This window comes from Acetobacter fabarum, assembly GCF_022483405.1.
GTDB lineage: Bacteria > Pseudomonadota > Alphaproteobacteria > Acetobacterales > Acetobacteraceae > Acetobacter > Acetobacter fabarum.
Genome location: NZ_JAKVNI010000001.1, coordinates 295,001 through 311,794, shown reverse-complemented (window position 1 = coordinate 311,794; position 16,794 = coordinate 295,001). Strand labels below are relative to the sequence as shown.

Sequence of the window (16,794 nt, the reverse complement as noted above, 5' to 3'; positions counted from 1 at the left end):
GGTGGCGGGGCTGGGGGTGCTGGCCAAAACGCCCCTGTTGTTCTAGCAGCCCATGTTGGTTTTTGTCATGCTGGGGTAAATACCGGGCATGGGGCTGGCGCACGGGGTGCACTGCCCGCGCGTGCTAACAGGTGTGGGCCGGGCTGGCCGGTACCACAAGACACAGGCAGGGAACGTGGCAGACACAAGGCAGGCAGACAACCGGGTAAACCAGCAGGCAGGGGCCTGCGGTGGGCAGGGTGCGCGCATGTCCGGCCCGGTTGCCCGTGGTGCCGGGGCTACGGTGGCCCCGGCCCGGCAGGCCCGCACGGGGCTGGGGCGGGCCATGCTGCTTGGCACCATGCTGGCAGGGCTTGCCCCCTGCGTGCAGGCCGCCCCCCTGCGTGCCACCATACCCCCCGCCGTACAGGATGTGCCCCGCTCGGACGGGCTGCACGCCCTGCCGGTTACCAGCGTGCAGGCCGATGCCCTGCCCCGTGTGGCTGATGTGGCACCGGGCCTGTTCCTGCCAGCGGAGAGCACAACCGGGCTTGCGGCATTCTGGTCCGGGCCGGAACTGATGGTGGTGGTGGACCGCGCCCTGCCAGCCCTGTTCCACCTGCCTGGCGAGGGCGGTATGTTCGACCGGCGGGAGAGCGTGGCCCTGAACGGTGCAACCCTGCTCCGGATTTACCTGCCGGATCACCCGCATATTGCCGTGCTGCGCCAGAAGGCGGGCTGGCTGCTCTGCGCCGTTCAGCCCGGCCGCCCGGATGGGTGTGGTGCACGTGTGGGCAGCCCTGCGGGGAATGGCGGGGGGCATGGGGCTTCGGCTGGCGCGCACCCCGCTACGCCAGCGGTGCAGATGGTGCCCCTCCCTGCCCGCATCCTGTTTGCACAAAGCCAGCCCGGCCGGGTTGTTACCCTGCCGGACCCCGCAACCGGGGGCAGGCTGTTTGTGGCGACTACCCGGCAGGTGGAAACCCCTTTGCAGCCGCGCTCGGCCGTGGGGTATGCCGTGCGCCCGGCGGTGCTGGGGGTGGTGGTTGCAGCGGATTCGGCGCAGCTTTTCATGCAGTCTACGCCCAGCGGGCCGGTGCTGGAGGCCATAGCCGGCCAGCCCGTGCCGGTTGGCCTGCCTGCTCCGTCCCCCAGTGCCAGCGTGCGGCAGGGGCAGGACTGGTTCTGGCTCGGCCTGCGGGATGAACCCACTCCCCTGCTGTTGCAGAAGTGGCGCAAAGCGCGCGACAGTCTGGGCCAGGCAGCGGGGGACCCCGCAACCGTTCTGGCGGGCCAGCCGGAGGCTGTGGTCATTACCATGTGGGCCATGCGGGTGGCGGCGGCACAGGCGGCCTTTGCCGCAGGGTACCCCCAGCAGGCATGGGAGCTGCTGCGTGCCCTGCCCGAGCACAGCGGGCATGATGGCGGCAGTGCGGCCGATGTGGGCGGTGTGGTGCGTGGCGGCTGGCCGGGGCCGGGTGTGCTGGCCCTGCGCGCCTGTGCGGCCCTGCTTAGTGGGGACATGGCCGGAGCCGCCCCATTGGCCAGTGCGGACTGGGCCTTTGGGCCAGACATGGTGCTATGGCGTGGCGCGTATTTTATGCTCAGCGGTGCAGGGAGCGTGCCCACATCCGTTTTGCTGGCGCGTGGTTACGCACGGCTGGAACAGTACCCCGCACCGGTCCGCGCGGGGCTTATGTTGCGGGTTACGCAGTATCTGGCCCAGTTTGGCGGGCCGGATGAGCGCGCCGTATTGGGCTCCCTGCCAGATGACCCGGCATACAGCCTTGCCCGCATTATGGTGCAGGCCCGCGGCACGGAACCCGAAAGCGCGCGTGTTGCACTGGAAAACCTGACCGCTTCGGGTAATGACCGCATGGCCGACATGGCCCGGGCCGAGCTGGTCGGCTTTTTGCTGGCGCATGACCAGATCGGGCCGGATATGGCCGCACAGGCCTATGCCCAGATTCTGGCCGCGCAGGTGGCCGAAGGGGGCAGGGTGGCCCCCAATGCCCAACAGGGTGAGGTGAATATTGTGCCCGCCTTGCGGCTGGTTTACGCGCAGGCTCTGGCCCGTAGCGGGCAGGCCGTGCGCGCTGCGGGTGTGCTGAGCGGGCTGGGTGCGTCCGAGCTGGCACCGCAGGACAAGCTGGATGCAGCATGGCGCACGGTGCTGTTTGCGCTGGTGTTTGGCCCACCCCACGCCGATGCAGCGCAGGGTACGCCCGCCCATGGCAGCCACGGCGCCGTGGGGCGGAAGCGGGGCGGGCGCGGGGCTGTGCCCAATGTTCCCCCCGCTACAGACCGCGCCCAGCAGCTGGCACTGGCAAGGGCCAGCATGGGGCTGGTGCCAGATGACCCGCTCAAGGCCAAACTGCTGGCCGGGCTTGGGCGGCAGCTTATGGCCATGGGGCAGTTCGGGCAGGCCATACCGGTTTTGCAGCAGGCCGATGTGCTGGCCATAGAACCGCTGATGCGGGCTGATATTGAGGAGCAGCTTGCGCAGGCTGCATTGCAGGGCAACCAGCGCCCGCTTGCCCTGCGCGCGCTTGAGCGCAGCGCACTGGCTGACCTGCCGGAAGACCTTGCCGCCCGCCGCAGGTATGATGAGGCCAGACTGGCCGCCGCCAGCGGCAACCGCGAGGGCGCACAGGCCCTTCTGGCCGAGGATGAATCGGATGCGGGCCTGTCCGTGCGTGGGGCCCTGTATGAGCAGGACCAGCAATGGGCACAGGCCGTGCTGGTTGTGGGCCGCCTTGCCAGCCGCACCCTGCCAGAGCAGGGCGAGCTAAGCCCCCCGCAGCGCGACCTGGTGATTCGTCTGGCAACGGATGCCGCTGCGGCAGGGGATATGGAAACCCTGCACAGCCTGCGCGCATGGGTGGCTGGGCGTGCCCTTGGGGCGGAACGGCAGGCCCGGTTTGCGGCCCTTCTCAGGCAGGCGCAAAAAGGGCCGGTTGTCTCCCTTGGTGGGTATGGCCTGCCATCGACATTTGACAAATCTGTTAAAGACCCAAAATAGTTCTTGCACCCAAGGGGTAAAAAGCCCTAGTTAGCGCGCTCTTGGCCCAAGGGGGCGATTAATTTCGCCCAACAGGCTGTCTACTGGTTTGGGGGTACGTCAATGAACGCACTTGCTCAACTGGGGATGGTCTCGGAACTCCCGAGCAATAACCAGGCAATTTCTGTTCCGGTCACATTTGAAGATGATGACTGTAAAGATTATTTCGTCGAAAAAGACGGCGAAAAATTTGCAGGGACACACCTGCTGGTTGATATGTGGGGGGCCACTAATCTGGACAACCCCGCGAAAATCGACAGCACCCTGTGTGAAGCGGCTCTGGCGGCAGGGGCAACCATTCTGCACAGCCATTTCCACCATTTTACACCCAATGGCGGTGTATCTGGCGTTGTTGTGCTGGCTGAAAGCCATATTTCCATCCACACATGGCCCGAACGCAACTTTGCTGCGGTCGACATTTTCATGTGTGGCGCATGCGACCCGCATCTGGCTATTCCGGTTATGCAGAGCCTGTTTCAGGCCGAGCAGCTGGACGTAAGCGAAGAGCGTCGCGGCCGCGTACAGGCTTAAAAAAGCCCGCGCGGATTAAGCGCAAACTTCCTCTTTATCGGTATTGAACGGCGGCTTTGCCCAGGCATTGGGCAGGGCCGCCGTGCCGTGCATGGCAAGGATGGCTGAGATGGCTGAAAACTGGATTGAAGAAACCCTGTACGACAACTGGGGCCAGCGCTTCCGTGTTGTTCGGGAACTGGCGCGCGTTAAAAGCCCGTTTCAGGATATTGTTGTATTTGAAAGCGATTCTCACGGTCGCGTCCTGCTGCTTGATGGCGTGGTGCAGATTACCGAACGGGATGAATTCGTTTATCAGGAAATGCTGACCCACGTGCCGCTGTTTACGCACAAGGCTCCGCGCCGGGTGCTGATTATTGGCGCGGGTGACGGTGGCGTGCTGCGTCGCGTGCTGGAACACCCCGGCGTGGAAAAAGCCGTGATGGTGGAAATTGATGGCGCAGTCATCGAACTTTCCAAACAGCACCTGCCCTCCATTGCGGGCGATGCCTGGACCAACCCGCGCGCTGAAGTGATTGTGGGCGACGGGATTGATTACGTTGCCAAAGCAGCCGATGGCTCCTTTGACGTGATTATTGTGGATAGCACAGACCCCATTGGCGTGGGCGAAGTCCTGTTTACTGACAGTTTTTACGAACATTGCGCCCGCGTGCTCAGCGCGGAGGGGCTGATTGTCAACCAGTGCGGTGTGCCCTTCATGCAGGCCGATGAACTGTTTGAAACCAGCGAACGCCGGGCCAAATACTTCCCCCATGTGTCCGCCTATGTGGCGGCTGTGCCGACCTATGTCGGCGGGTTCATGACTCTGGGCATCGCCTCCAAGGGGCCAAACCCCGCCGGGCAGGATACAGCCGTTGTGCGCGCCCGTGCCGAACAGGCTGGTATTTTGGGTAAAACCCAGTACTGGACGCCAGAAATCCATACCGGCTCCTTTAACCTGCCGCCCTATATTGCCCGGCACCTGCCCGGCGCAAAGGCGTAATCTACCCCGTGACCGTGATTGACTCGTAAGGGAAATAATGTCACGGTCGCACCCGCGCAGAGGGAGAGACCAGCCGTAAAAAGCTGGCGCCGAAGGAGCAACCGCCCCGGAAACTCTCAGGCAAAAGGACCCTGCGCTCTAAACTTCTGGAGAGAGGTGCGTTCGCACCCGCCGACGGGATAGCGATCTCAGGCAAAAGCACAGAAGGGGCAGCGGACGGTCCGGTCCGAAGCTCCGTGTTTTTGTCCTGTGCCCGGCATGGGGTGCGCGCGGAGTTTGGGCCTTTTTTGTAAGGCGGCGTGCATGGGCACCGATTCTTCTCTCCTCCATACTCCTCTCCATACCCTGCATCAGGATTTTGGCGGCAAAATGGTGCCGTTTGCAGGCTATTCCATGCCGTTGCAATACACGGATGGCATTATGGCCGAGCACCGCCATGTGCGCGAACAGGTGGGCCTGTTTGATGTCTCCCACATGGGGCAGGTGCGTATTCGTGCACGCTCTGGCAATGTGGAGGACGCAGCCCGCGCGCTGGAACGTCTGGTCCCTGCCGATATTGTGGGCCTTAAAACCAACCGGCAGCGTTATACGCAGTTCACCAACACATCGGGCGGTATTCTGGACGACCTGATGGTGATCGCGCAGGAAGAATGCCTGCTGCTGGTAGTGAACGCCGCATGCAAGCAGGCCGACTTTGCCCATATGCAGGATAATCTGGCCGACTGTCTGGTTGAGCAGCTGGAAGACCGCGCCCTGCTGGCCCTGCAGGGCCCACTGGCGCAGGACGTGCTGAGCAGCTTTGATGCAGATGCCGCAACCATGCGCTTTATGGATGTGTGCATGCTCGAAATTGATGGCGCACGCTGCATCGTCTCGCGCTCGGGCTATACGGGGGAAGACGGGTACGAAATCTCGCTCTCCGCCAAGGATGCAGACCGCGTGGCCCGCCAGTTGCTCCAGCACCAGCAGGTCAGGCTGATCGGCCTGGGTGCGCGGGACAGCCTGCGGCTGGAAGCCGGGCTGTGCCTGTATGGTTCCGATATTGATGAAACCACAACCCCGGTGGAAGCAGCACTGGAATGGTCTATCCAGAAGTCCCGCCGCACCGGTGGCGCACGTGCTGGCGGCTTTCCGGGCGCGGATATTATTCTGGAGCAGCTTGAAAAAGGTGTAACCCGCCGCCGCGTGGGCCTGCTGCCAACCGGCCGCGCCCCCGTGCGCCACGGTGCCCCCCTGTATGCAGATGAGGCCTTGGCCGACAAGGTGGGCGAGGTGACATCCGGCGCATTTGGCCCCACGCTGGAGGCCCCGGTTGCCATGGGTTATGTGGCCACCCCCCATGCCGCTGTAGGTACGGAGCTTGTGGCGGAACTGCGCGGGCGTGGCGTGCCATCCCGCGTGGCGGCTCTGCCTTTGGTGCCTGCGCGCTTCAAGCGGTAAAGCGCTTTTTTCCTTTTCAACATGTTTTCAGGCAGGCCCCGGTTTGGGGCCTTACGGAGTATTAAGGCAATGACCCTGTATTTTACGAGCGAACACGAATGGCTGCGCGTGGATGGTGATACGGCCGTGGTGGGCATTACCCAGCATGCAGCCGATGAACTGGGTGAACTGGTGTTTGTGGAAACACGGCCCGCTTGCACGCAGGTCAAGGCAGGCGAAGCCGTTGCCGTTGTGGAATCGGTCAAGGCTGCATCCGACATTTACGCTCCCGTGGATGGTGAGATTGTGGAAGGCAACGCCGCTCTGGCCGATGACCCCTCCACCGTCAGCTCCGACCCGCAGGGTGCGGGCTGGATTGTCAAGTTCCGCCTGAGCAACCCCGCACAGCTTGATGGCCTGATGAATGCCGAGGCCTACGCCGCCTTTATTGGCTGAGCAGCCCCGCTCCACCCCGCCCGCCTGAGCGGCGCGCCCGTATGCCTGCCAGACCGGTGCGCGCATACGGGGTGGGGTGTTCCTTGTTGTTTTGCGTTTACCCGCGTGTATCAGGATCGTTCCCCGCATGTTCTCCCAAGTTGAAAACCTGCCCGCTTTTGCAGGGCTTCGGGCCGATGGCGCAGCCTTTGCCGCCCGCCATATTGGCCCCACGCCAGATGAGCAGGCCGCCATGCTGCGCACGGTGGGTGCCAGCTCCCTTGATGAGCTGACAGCCCAGACCCTGCCCGCCGCCATTCGGGTCGGGCAGCCGCTGGGGCTGGGGGAAGGCTGGACCGAAACAGACGTGCTGGCACACCTGCGCACGCTGGCCGGGCAGAACCGTGTGCTCACCAGCCTGATCGGGCAGGGCTATTACGGCACGGTGCTGCCTGCCGTGATCGGGCGCAATATTCTGGAAAACCCGGCATGGTACACGGCCTATACGCCTTACCAGCCAGAAATCAGCCAGGGGCGGCTGGAAGCGCTGCTGAACTTCCAGACCATGGTTACCGAACTGACCGGGCTGGACATTGCCAATGCCTCCCTGCTGGATGAGGCCACGGCAGCGGCGGAAGCCATGGCGCTGGCCAAGCGGGTTGCCAAATCCGCCTCCAACACGTTCTTTGTGGATGCGGACTGCCACCCCCAGACCATTGCCGTGCTCAAAACCCGTGCCGAGCCGATGGGCTTTTGCATACAGGTGGGCAACCCGGCAACGGACCTGAACGCGGCAGACGTGTTTGGCGCCGTGTTCCAGTACCCCGGCTCCTCGGGGCAGCTGACCGACCCGCGCGCCTGTGTGCAGGCGCTGCATGCGGCTGGTGGCATTGCCATTATGGCCGCCGACCCGCTGGCCCTGACCATGCTGGCCTCCCCCGGAGAGCTGGGGGCGGATATTGCCATTGGTTCCACCCAGCGCTTTGGCGTGCCCATGGGTTTTGGTGGCCCGCACGCCGCCTACATGGCCGTGCGCGATGCGTATAAGCGGAGCATGCCCGGCCGCCTTGTCGGGGTTTCGGTTGATAGCGAGGGCCGCCCGGCCTACCGCCTTGCGCTGCAAACGCGCGAGCAGCACATCCGGCGCGAAAAAGCGACATCCAACATCTGCACCGCACAGGTGCTGCTGGCCGTTATTGCGGGCATGTATGCAGTCTATCATGGGCCGGAAGGGCTTAAGGCCATTGCCCGGCGTGTGCACGGGCTTACGTGCACACTGGCTGCGGGCCTGCGCGCACTTGGCGTAACCGTGCAGACCACCGCGTTCTTTGACACGATTACCGTAGATGCGGGTGACAATGCCCCCGCCCTGCTGGCCCGTGCGTGCGAAATGGGCATGAACCTGCGCAATGCAGGGGCTGGGCGCATTGGCATCAGTCTGGACGAAACCAGCACAATCAAAACCGTGCTGGATGTCTGGTCCGTGTTCTGCACCGACCGCGACCGTATGGGGCATATGGCGCTCAAGCTGGAACAGGCCGCCTCGACCGTGCCGGAAGCGCTGGTCCGCCAGTCTGCCTTCATGCGGCAGGCGGTGTTTGGTTCCTGCCGGTCCGAGACGGATATGCTGCGCTACCTGCGCCGCCTGTCCGACAAGGATCTGGCGCTGGACCGGACCATGATCCCCCTTGGCTCGTGCACCATGAAGCTGAACGCCACGGTGGAAATGCTGCCCATTACGTGGCCCGGTTTTTGTGACCTGCACCCCTACGCCCCGGCTGATCAGACGCAGGGTTACCAGAGCCTTCTGGCCGACCTTGAGCGCTGGCTGTGCGCGATCAGCGGGTATGATGCGGTGTCCTTCCAGCCCAATTCGGGCGCGCAGGGTGAGTACGCGGGCCTGCTGGCCATTCGGGCCTACCACCGTGCGCGCGGGCAGGGGGAACGCAATGTGTGCCTTATTCCGGCCTCTGCCCATGGCACCAACCCCGCTTCCGCCCAGATGGCGGGCATGAGCGTGGTGGTGGTCAAATGTGATGGTGAAGGCAACATTGACCTGGAAGACATGCAGGCCAAGGTTGCAGCCCACGCGGCGGACCTGTCCGCTGTGATGATCACCTACCCCTCCACCCATGGCGTGTTTGAAGAAAACATGCGCGCCATCTGCGACATGGTGCACGCAGCCGGTGGGCAGGTTTATGTGGATGGCGCAAACATGAACGCGCAGGTCGGCCTTGCCCGCCCGGCGGATTATGGTGGGGATGTCAGCCACTTCAACCTGCACAAGACCTTCTGCATCCCCCATGGCGGGGGTGGTCCGGGCATGGGGCCCATTGGTGTGCGTGCCCATCTGGCCCCGTTCCTGCCGGGTAATCCGGCGGATGCGGCGGTGGATGTAGCCGTGAGCGCTGCCCAGTTTGGCTCGGCCTCCATCCTGCCCATCTCATGGGCGTATATCCGCCTGATGGGGGATGAAGGGCTGAAGCGCGCAACGCAGGTGGCTATCCTGAATGCCAACTACATTGTCAGCCGCCTGTCCGATGCGTATCCGGTGCTGTACCGTGGGGCCAAGGGGCGGGTTGCGCATGAGTGCATTCTGGACCTGCGCCCGATCAAGGACAACGTGGGCGTGACGGTGGATGACATGGCCAAGCGGCTGGTGGACTACGGGTTCCATGCCCCTACGGTCAGTTTTCCCGTTGCGGGCACGTTCATGATCGAACCGACTGAATCCGAAGGCAAGGCCGAGCTGGACCGCTTTTGCGATGCCATGCTGGCTATTCGTGAAGAAGTGCGTGCGGTGGAGCAGGGTACGGTGACAGCCGAGCAGTCCGTGCTGCGCCACGCACCACATACGGGTGCTGCGGTTACGGCAGAGGTATGGGAACACCCTTACAGCCGCCAGCAGGCGTGCTTCCCCCCCGGTGTAAACCCGGCCACCAAATACTGGCCCAACGTTGCCCGGATCGACAACGTATACGGGGACCGCAATCTTGTGTGTTCCTGCCCTGATATTGCGGAATGGATGGAATAATCACAGCCCGCACCATCGGCTAGCACCATCGGCTAGCACCATCGGCTAGCACCATCGGCTAGCACCATCGGCTCACAACAGGGCGGTTCGGGGGTTTTCCTCCGGGCCGCCTTTTGTGTTTGTGCGGCAGTGTGTTGCTGGCGTTGCGCTCGCCTTACCTTACGGGCCTGCACCAAGTTGGGCCTTGCTCCCCTTGTGTGGGCATGTGGCGGAGGTTCTGGCCAGTCAGTGGCGTGGTTTTTCAGGCCCGGGGTTTGTGTTTGACACAGGTTGGAGCGCAGAATAAAAACGAAACTGTCTCGTTTCTTAAAATGCCGGTTTAGCCTGTCTTTACCTGCGGCAGGCGGCTGCCCCCATGCCAGAGGATGCAAGAATCCGTGCCAGTCTTGGCTGAGTTATCCAGTTGTTCCACGCCAGTGCGTGGGATGCCTTTGTGGCGCCGGGGCTTTGTCTCGTTTTGCAATTTTCTGCGCGGCAGGTCTGGTCTGGCGGGGCGGGTGCACGTGCTGGCACATACCCCGCTGGCAGTGCGCTCACATAAGGGTGGCAGGACTATTGCCGGAGGGCTGGTAGCCACATTCTGGCTTGTGGCGCACTCTGCTCTGGCCCAGCAATCACAGCCACAGCCACAGCCACAGCCACAGCCACAGCCACAGCCACAGCCACAGCCTGTAGCGCAGCCGCTGGTCTGTGCGCCTAATGATGGCCGGCTGAGTGTGCGGGTGGAAGAGCTTGGTGCTGTGGTTGGCTACCAGTGGGGGCGTGGCACGCTCGAACTCGGCGGGCATACCTACCAGATTGTGGCGCGTGGTGGCGGGGTGCTGGCTGTAGGGCATGCCTTTTTTGCCGCCGCAGGCTGTGTAAGCAACATTACCCGCCCCGAGGATTTTAGCGGCACGTACTGGACAACCGGGGGCAGTGCGGTTGTAGGGCAGGGGCATGGGGTTCTGTTTATGGAAAATGCCCACGGCGTGGATGTGCATCTGGCCGAGCAGGCGCGGGGTGTTCTTATGTCCTGGCAGATTGCCCGGCTGGATATGGAGCTTATTCCCGACTGATCCAGCCCACAGGGCCATAATCTGCTACGTGTTCCACCTTATGGGGCTGGCGCTGGCTTTCCTGCCATGGGCAGAGGGAGTAATGTGGGGCAGACGTTTTTTGGCAAACAGCAGATGGGTTAACCGGGTTTATGGCAGACGGAGTAACACATACGGGCGGCCGCCCATCGCACGAGGCGGCGGAAGAGCTGGACCGTACGGTTATTGCCACAGCCACCACAGCGTTCATGCGCGCAGGGTACGCCGGAACTTCTGTTGAGCATATTGCCAAGGTTATTGGCTGCTCCAAGGCGACCATTTACCGGCGCTACCCTTCCAAAAAAGAGCTGTTCAGGGCCGTGGTGCACGAGCGCTGCCGGGAGCTTGTTGGCATTTTGCAGGTTGAGCCGGGGAGCATGGCCAACCCGATGGATGCCATAAAGGATATGCTGCGTCGTTTTCTGGATTTTCTGCTGGTGCCCGAAACGGTGGAAACTTACCGGATCCTTATTATGGACTGCCAGCAGTTTGCCAGCATTACCGAAGATCTGGATCGGGCCATAGAACCATTGCACGAGCGGATGAAAATGTTGCTGGCTAAGGTGCTGGGCTGGCCAGATACGCCGGAAAACCGGGCCGAAGTTGCGGTGCTGGAAATGAGCCTGCGCGGTCTGGTAACAGGCTGGCCGCTGCACCAGATGCTAAGCGGGCGCAAGCCGTTTGCGACCGATGCCGCCAAACGCCACTTTTTTGAGGCAAGCTGGAATGTGCTGGAAAGTGCGGTGCGTGTCCGCATTGCCTCTGGTCCGCCAAAATAGGGCGCTGGTGCTAAAAGCCGGACAAAAAAATACCCCGTTCAGGCTGGCTGAGCGGGGTATGGGCGCATAAGCGGTGGGGAACCGCTTACGGGAGGGTTGCTACAGGCTGTGCGCCTGCGGGTGCCTGCGCCAGCTGGGTTGCTGGCATCTTGTTGGCCCATGCGGTCATGACTTCCTGCTTCAGGCTGTCAGGCGTTGCATTTTTGCTGGCCGAATGGGGGTAGATAAACCCGTAAGTGGGGTAGATGGAGCCGTAGCTGTTGCGGTTGTTCAGGGCAACGCGCACGGCAGACCAGTCATTGTTGGGGGACACGTCTATAACAGACACGTTGCGGCTGATACCGGCCTGCGCCCAGTGGGACTGGTCAATAACAATGGTGCGGCTGTCCACAATGTTGCGCACAACGGCAACGTGGCCAAGCGGCATGCGGCGTGTGGCGCGGAAGTTGAGAACACTGCCTGCCTTGGGTTCCAGCCCCCGGTCATACACACCGGCGGCATTGTGCCACCAGTCACGCGCATTGCCGTGCAGGACCACATCGGATGCGGACTTGGCGTAAGCCACGCACTGGATCACATGGCTGGAGCTGCGGTGGTGGTGGCTGGAAGCCGTGTGCACATTGCGGTGAGCCGTGCGCGCCTGAGCAGAACAGGTGAAAAAGGAAGCAGTAACAAAGGACACAACGGCCAGCGTAAGTTTTAGCTTTTTAGACCGTCCATCCTGCATCGTGTCTGCCTTTCCCTGGCTTGCTTTAGTTTAGGTCAGCTGCATGTTCTGTGGTCAGGTATAAACATCAATGCAGATCAGGCAAGCGTTGTTTGCGCGGCAAAAACGCGAAAGTGACTGTTTGCCAAAAAGAACCGGGTTGAAAATGAAAAATAGGAATTAATTCCTATCATCTGTCACGAGATTGCCTTAATTCGGCATGGCAGGGCGGATTTGGCGAACAGGGGATAAAAGCCGGGCTGATTCTGATTCGGTGCATCTGTGGCTAAAAAACCACGCCCCGCAAAAGGCCAGCCCGGCAGGTCAGGCAGGCTTATTTGGTGGTGACCAGCATGATTTCAACCAGCATGCGCGGGTCGGCCAGAATACCCTGCACGCAGGCGCGGGCCGGGGCCATGCCTTCTGGCAGCCAGGCGCTCCACAGGGCGTTCAGCTTGTCGCGGTCGTTAATGTCCTTCAGCCAGATCTGGGCCTGTAGCAGGCGGGTGTTGTCGGTCCCGTGCTGTTCAAGCAGGGCGTCCAGCTGTGCCAGTACGTCGCGGGTCTGGCCTTCCACGTCCTGGTCCAGATCGCGGGCCACAACACCCTGAGTGTACACAAAGCCGTGGTATTCCACCGCTGCGGACAGAATCGGGTTGGGGTTGGTGCGCAGGATTTTGCTCATGAAAAAACGCTTCCTTAGTGGATTATCGGAATAACAGGCGCATGCGCCTCTAACGCACATGCGGTTCCACAGTTTTCGGAGCGATCGGGGCTGCGGTCAACCGGGGGGCGGCACCATACGGGCAAACTGGTCCAGTCTGTCGGGGGTATCAAAGTCTTCCAGCAGGGTTGCCGGGGCGGGCAGCAGGCGCACGGCAGGCCCAAGTGCGCGCAGGATGGCCCGCCCGCCCTGATCCCCCGTCACCCCGAGCAGTGCGGCAAATTCGGTGCTGGACCACACAACCGGGTTGCCGGGCTTATTGTGCCTTTGCGCGGCTACAACCGGGGCCTGTGTGGTGTGCTGCTCATAGAGCAGGGCGTTCAGCAGGTGGGTGGGCACAAGGGGCATATCGCCCAGGCAGACCAGCAGGCTGGTGGCTGGCATGGCCTGTGCCGCGCGCACACCCGCCCGGAGCGAGGCAGAAAGTCCATCAGCCGCATCCATCACGCAATGTGTGCTCAGGCGTGTGCCGTATTCGGGCAGGGCGTGGGTCAGTTCGGCCAGTTCGGCCCGGTTGGGGGGGAGCAGTACCAGCACATGGGCGGCGGCACTGTGCAGGGTGTTGCGCAGGGTGCGTACCAGCATGGGGCAGCCCGTGGCGTCGGGGGCAAGCAGCTTGTGCTGTGCCCCTGTGCGGGAGGACTGGCCCGCAGCCAGCACAATGGCCAGAGTTCCGGCGAGTGTTCCTGCCCGCGTGCCGTCCTGCGCGGGGGGCATCAGGGGTATTGCCACCCGCGCGCCTGCGCCAGTGGGGCCTGCCTGCGCACGGCTACAATATCGGCCAGAATGGACAGGGCTATTTCCTCCGCGCCTACAGCGCCTATGGCCAGCCCTATGGGGCCACGGATGCGGGCGAGTTCTGCCTCGGCAAAGCCCAGCGTGCGCAGGCGCTCCATGCGGCTGGCCTGCGTTTTGCGCGAGCCCAGTGCCCCAATATAGAATGCCGGGCTGCGCAGGGCCTCCTCCAGCGTGGGGTCATCCAGCTTGGCGTCGTGCGTCAGGGTGGCAATGGCGGTCATGGGGTCTATGCCCAGTGCCTGCATGGCTTCGTCCGGCCATTCGGTCAGCAGGGTCTGTCCCGGAACAAGGCCGGGAAAACGCTGGACCGTGGCCAGTGCGGAGCGCGGGTCAATGACAATGGGGGCCAGCCCGACCATGCTGGCCATGCGCGCCAGAGACTGGGCAATATGTACCGCCCCCACAATAAGCAGGCGCGGGGCGGGCACCAGAGGCTGCACAAACCATTCCTGCCCGGTGGCATCTGCCTCCGCCCCGCTCCGGCCGTGTTGCAGGCGGGCATGGGCTGCGTTGCAGATTTCGGGCGGGCAGGTGCCAAATTGCACAGTGCTGCCTTGCTCTGTTTGCACAACAAGTGCGTGCTGTGTGCCATTGTGCAGGCGCACCAAGGCCGCCGCCTGCCGGTTTGCCATGCACGCACAGACCTGTTCGAGCAGTGCAAGGGGGAAGGTTCCGGTGGGGCAGGCGGGGGAATTTATGGCTTCCACCTGCACGTCCAGCCGCCCGCCACAGGCCAGCCCGACCTCCCACGCACGGGCGCTGCTTACGCCATATTCCAGCGTTTGTGCGGGGCTTCCGGCCATAATGTCCTGCGCGTGGGTCATCACATCGGTTTCCACGCACCCACCGCTGACCGAACCTTCCACCGCACCGCGCGCACTGATGGCCATGCAGCTCCCCGCCGGGCGGGGGGAGCTGCCCCACGTGCCGGTTACGGTGGCAAGGGCCACAGGCTCACCCGCCCGCGCCCAGGCCAGTGCATGGTCCAGTGGGGTCAGGAGTTGGGGAGGGGGGGCTGGAACTGTCATGATCGTTGCCTATATCACTGTGCACACAGACTGCCCATTGGCAGCAGAACAGGCCAGAAGCGGCGTGGCTGCACAGCAACAATGGGAACGGGCTGTACGATTTTGGAACAAGGACATATTTTCCATGACTGAAGAAAGAGACGGCCTGATTGTTTACGTTGCTGCTGATGGCGGCAAAGTGCGCTTTTTGCACGATGCGCAGGGCGAAATGCGCGACGTAACGGACCTTAAGGCCGATGGCCATGAAGACACCCCCGGCAAGCTCCCGCCCGAAACCGACCCCCGCACAGCGGCCAAGGAAGGGTTTGCCCGTAACGTGGCCGACCGCATTAACGCCATGGTTGCCCACGGTGCCAACGTGGCGGGCTTTGTTATTGCGGCTCCTGCACCCATTATGCACGACATCCGCGCCCATCTGAGCAAACCTGCCGAAGCCAAGGTGATCAAGACGCTGATCAAGGACCTGACCAACATTCCGGCCCATGACCTGCACAAGCATTTTGACATCCCGGCCACAGGCTGGGTGCTGCCGGGCTAAAAAAAGCCTTAAGCCGCAGACAGAAAGCTGCCAGATGGTTCCGTCTGGCAGCTTTTTTTTGGCATACTGGCCAGAACACGGCGCAAAAGAGAGGTCGCATATGCAGGTTTCCTACCCCGGCATGCAGCTACGCATCGTTCCGGTTACCCCGTTCCGGCAGAACTGCTCCATCCTGTGGCACGAGGGCACGGGCGGGTGCATCATGGTCGATGTGGGGGGGGATGCGGATGTGCTGCTCGACTTTGCAAACCGCAAGTCCCTGAACGTGGAGGCCATTGTGCTGACCCACGGCCACCTGGACCACGCCGGGGGTGTTATGGCCCTGTGCCGTGGGCTGGAAGCACAGGGCAAGCCCCGCCCGGCCGTGATCGGGCCGGATGAGCGGGATGCGTTTCTGCTCTCCTCCATAACCGATCAGGCCCGCCATTTTGGCCTTACCGGGCTGGAGAATGCCTCGGTCGATCGCTTTGTGCGTGATGGCGAGGTGCTGGACTATCTGGGCTGCCAGTTGCGCGTGGTGCATGTGCCGGGCCATACGCCGGGGCATGTTGTGCTGGTGGACGAGCGCGCCCGCTTTGCCTTTGTGGGGGATGTGCTGTTCCGTGGTTCCGTCGGCCGGACGGATTTTGCCTATGGTAACGGCGCACAGCTTATAGAGGGCATACGCCAAAAGCTGCTGCCGCTTGGGGATGATATTGTGATAGTCCCCGGTCATGGTGGATTGTCCACACTGGGCGCGGAGCGGACGGGTAACCCGTTTTTGCAAGACGCGCATTGAGTGCAGGAGAAAACAGGACGTGAAGAACAAACAACTGTTCGGGCTGCTTATGGCCGCGCTGGTGGGGAGTGCGGGTGCAACATGGGGCCTGCCCGCCCTGGCGGATGATGGAGAGCCCACGCAGGCCCAGCCGGTTCTGCCCAAGGAGCCGCTGAGCATTGTCTCCGCTTCGGGCAGGCATGTTTTCTCCGTGGAGCTGGCAAAAACCCCGCGCCAGCAGCAGGTGGGCGAGATGTTCCGCACGCAGGTGCCAGCCGATGGGGGCATGCTGTTCCCGTGGGGTGCGCCCCAGCAGAGTGATATGTGGATGGAAAACACCCTTGTCCCGCTGGATATTGTTTTTATTGGCCCCGACCAGCGCGTGCAGGCGATTGTGGAAAACGCAGTGCCGCAAAGTCTGGCCCATATCAGCAGCCACGGCCCCGCACTGGCCACGCTGGAACTGGCTGGTGGCGTAACCGCCAGACTGGGCATTATGGTGGGGGACAAGGTGGAGGCGGCCTCTCTGGCGCCGGCAGCCCCGGTTGCCTCCGTGCCACAGGCAGCCCAGCCAACCACAAAAACGCCCTGACGCGCCGCCCCTGCTCCGCTAGAAGCGCCTGACATGGCACCGGGCTGGCGGAGCTTGGGTGCGCTTAGCTCACGAGGCGGGACTTTGACCTTTCTGGTAACCGGTGCAGCCGGGTTTATTGGTTTTCATGTTGCACGGGCACTGCTCGAACGCGGCGACCGGGTGATCGGGGTTGATAACCTGACACCCTGCCCCGACCCGAACCTGAAAAAAAGCCGCCTGCTCCTGTTGGAGCAGTATCCCGGCTTTACCCTGCATGGGCTGGATATCAGCCAGCCCGATACCCTTATGGCCCTTGCTGCCAGGGAGCCGCATATCCGCGGTATTTTCCACTTTGCAGCACAGGCCGGGGTTC

At 62.7% G+C, this 16,794-nt stretch carries 16 protein-coding genes and 1 riboswitch (1 of these 17 running past the window's edge); of the genes, 12 read left to right on the top strand and 4 right to left on the bottom strand.

The window, feature by feature from the left end; all coding sequences use genetic code 11:
* Nucleotides 1–88: 88 nt before the first annotated feature.
* The 8 genes from LKE65_RS01550 to LKE65_RS01515 all read left to right on the top strand — a co-directional run bounded on the left by LKE65_RS01550 (nt 89) and on the right by LKE65_RS01515 (nt 11,296).
* The gene (locus LKE65_RS01550; protein ID WP_278740195.1) at nt 89–3,001 is read left to right on the top strand and encodes a hypothetical protein; all 2,913 of its coding nucleotides are present in this window, start codon (nt 89–91) and stop codon (nt 2,999–3,001) included.
* A 102-nt stretch (nt 3,002–3,103) separates the two neighbouring features.
* Nucleotides 3,104–3,571 (top strand): adenosylmethionine decarboxylase, encoded by a 468-nt coding sequence (speD, locus tag LKE65_RS01545; protein ID WP_278740193.1) that lies wholly within the window; start codon nt 3,104–3,106, stop codon nt 3,569–3,571.
* 109 nt (nt 3,572–3,680) lie between these two features.
* Nucleotides 3,681–4,553: a polyamine aminopropyltransferase gene (speE, locus tag LKE65_RS01540; RefSeq protein WP_086647276.1), complete on the top strand. Its 873-nt coding sequence runs from the start codon at nt 3,681–3,683 to the stop codon at nt 4,551–4,553.
* A 50-nt stretch (nt 4,554–4,603) separates the two neighbouring features.
* Nucleotides 4,604–4,694, top strand: a riboswitch (glycine riboswitch).
* A 162-nt stretch (nt 4,695–4,856) separates the two neighbouring features.
* Nucleotides 4,857–5,993 carry a glycine cleavage system aminomethyltransferase GcvT gene (gcvT, locus tag LKE65_RS01535; RefSeq protein ID WP_086647273.1) on the top strand — a complete coding sequence of 379 codons (1,137 nt, stop codon included), beginning with the start codon at nt 4,857–4,859 and terminating at the stop codon, nt 5,991–5,993.
* 69 nt (nt 5,994–6,062) lie between these two features.
* A complete protein-coding gene (gene gcvH, locus LKE65_RS01530) occupies nt 6,063–6,428 on the top strand; it encodes a glycine cleavage system protein GcvH (RefSeq protein WP_278740188.1) in 366 nt (121 codons plus the stop codon).
* Nucleotides 6,429–6,555: 127 nt separating this feature from the next.
* Nucleotides 6,556–9,441 (top strand): aminomethyl-transferring glycine dehydrogenase, encoded by a 2,886-nt coding sequence (gcvP, locus tag LKE65_RS01525; RefSeq protein ID WP_278740186.1) that lies wholly within the window; start codon nt 6,556–6,558, stop codon nt 9,439–9,441.
* A 503-nt stretch (nt 9,442–9,944) separates the two neighbouring features.
* Entirely contained in the window at nt 9,945–10,499 is a 555-nt protein-coding gene (locus tag LKE65_RS01520; protein ID WP_278740175.1) for a hypothetical protein, read from the top strand.
* A 131-nt stretch (nt 10,500–10,630) separates the two neighbouring features.
* On the top strand, nt 10,631–11,296 hold the full coding sequence (locus LKE65_RS01515) for a TetR/AcrR family transcriptional regulator (protein ID WP_086647357.1): 666 nt from the start codon (nt 10,631–10,633) through the stop codon (nt 11,294–11,296).
* Nucleotides 11,297–11,381: 85 nt separating this feature from the next.
* On the opposite strand, the gene LKE65_RS01510 is transcribed toward LKE65_RS01515, so the two are convergent.
* The 4 genes from LKE65_RS01510 to LKE65_RS01495 all read right to left on the bottom strand — a co-directional run bounded on the left by LKE65_RS01510 (nt 11,382) and on the right by LKE65_RS01495 (nt 14,552).
* Entirely contained in the window at nt 11,382–12,023 is a 642-nt protein-coding gene (locus LKE65_RS01510) for a CHAP domain-containing protein (RefSeq protein ID WP_278740174.1), read from the bottom strand.
* A gap of 313 nt (nt 12,024–12,336) precedes the next feature.
* Nucleotides 12,337–12,687, bottom strand: coding sequence for a RidA family protein (locus tag LKE65_RS01505; protein ID WP_086647359.1), 351 nt, complete (start codon nt 12,685–12,687; stop codon nt 12,337–12,339).
* Between the two features lie 96 nt (nt 12,688–12,783).
* Nucleotides 12,784–13,458: a nucleotidyltransferase family protein gene (locus LKE65_RS01500; RefSeq protein ID WP_278740171.1), complete on the bottom strand. Its 675-nt coding sequence runs from the start codon at nt 13,456–13,458 to the stop codon at nt 12,784–12,786.
* Complete coding sequence (locus LKE65_RS01495) at nt 13,443–14,552, bottom strand: XdhC family protein (RefSeq protein WP_278740170.1); 1,110 nt, start codon at nt 14,550–14,552, stop codon at nt 13,443–13,445. The genes LKE65_RS01500 and LKE65_RS01495 overlap by 16 nt, the downstream gene beginning before the upstream one ends.
* Nucleotides 14,553–14,676: 124 nt before the next feature.
* Between LKE65_RS01495 and LKE65_RS01490 the strand changes: the two genes are divergently transcribed.
* From LKE65_RS01490 to LKE65_RS01475, 4 genes are all read left to right on the top strand, one after another.
* Nucleotides 14,677–15,090 (top strand): host attachment protein, encoded by a 414-nt coding sequence (locus tag LKE65_RS01490; RefSeq protein ID WP_194301403.1) that lies wholly within the window; start codon nt 14,677–14,679, stop codon nt 15,088–15,090.
* A 100-nt stretch (nt 15,091–15,190) separates the two neighbouring features.
* Nucleotides 15,191–15,868, top strand: coding sequence for an MBL fold metallo-hydrolase (locus LKE65_RS01485; RefSeq protein WP_086647364.1), 678 nt, complete (start codon nt 15,191–15,193; stop codon nt 15,866–15,868).
* A 49-nt stretch (nt 15,869–15,917) separates the two neighbouring features.
* Nucleotides 15,918–16,439 carry a DUF192 domain-containing protein gene (locus LKE65_RS01480; protein ID WP_086647365.1) on the top strand — a complete coding sequence of 174 codons (522 nt, stop codon included), beginning with the start codon at nt 15,918–15,920 and terminating at the stop codon, nt 16,437–16,439.
* A gap of 84 nt (nt 16,440–16,523) precedes the next feature.
* Nucleotides 16,524–16,794, top strand: partial view of an NAD-dependent epimerase/dehydratase family protein gene (locus LKE65_RS01475; RefSeq protein ID WP_278740168.1) — the start only. 716 nt of this gene lie beyond the right edge of the window; only the first 271 of its 987 coding nucleotides appear in the window; it begins with the start codon at nt 16,524–16,526; the stop codon falls past the right edge of the window.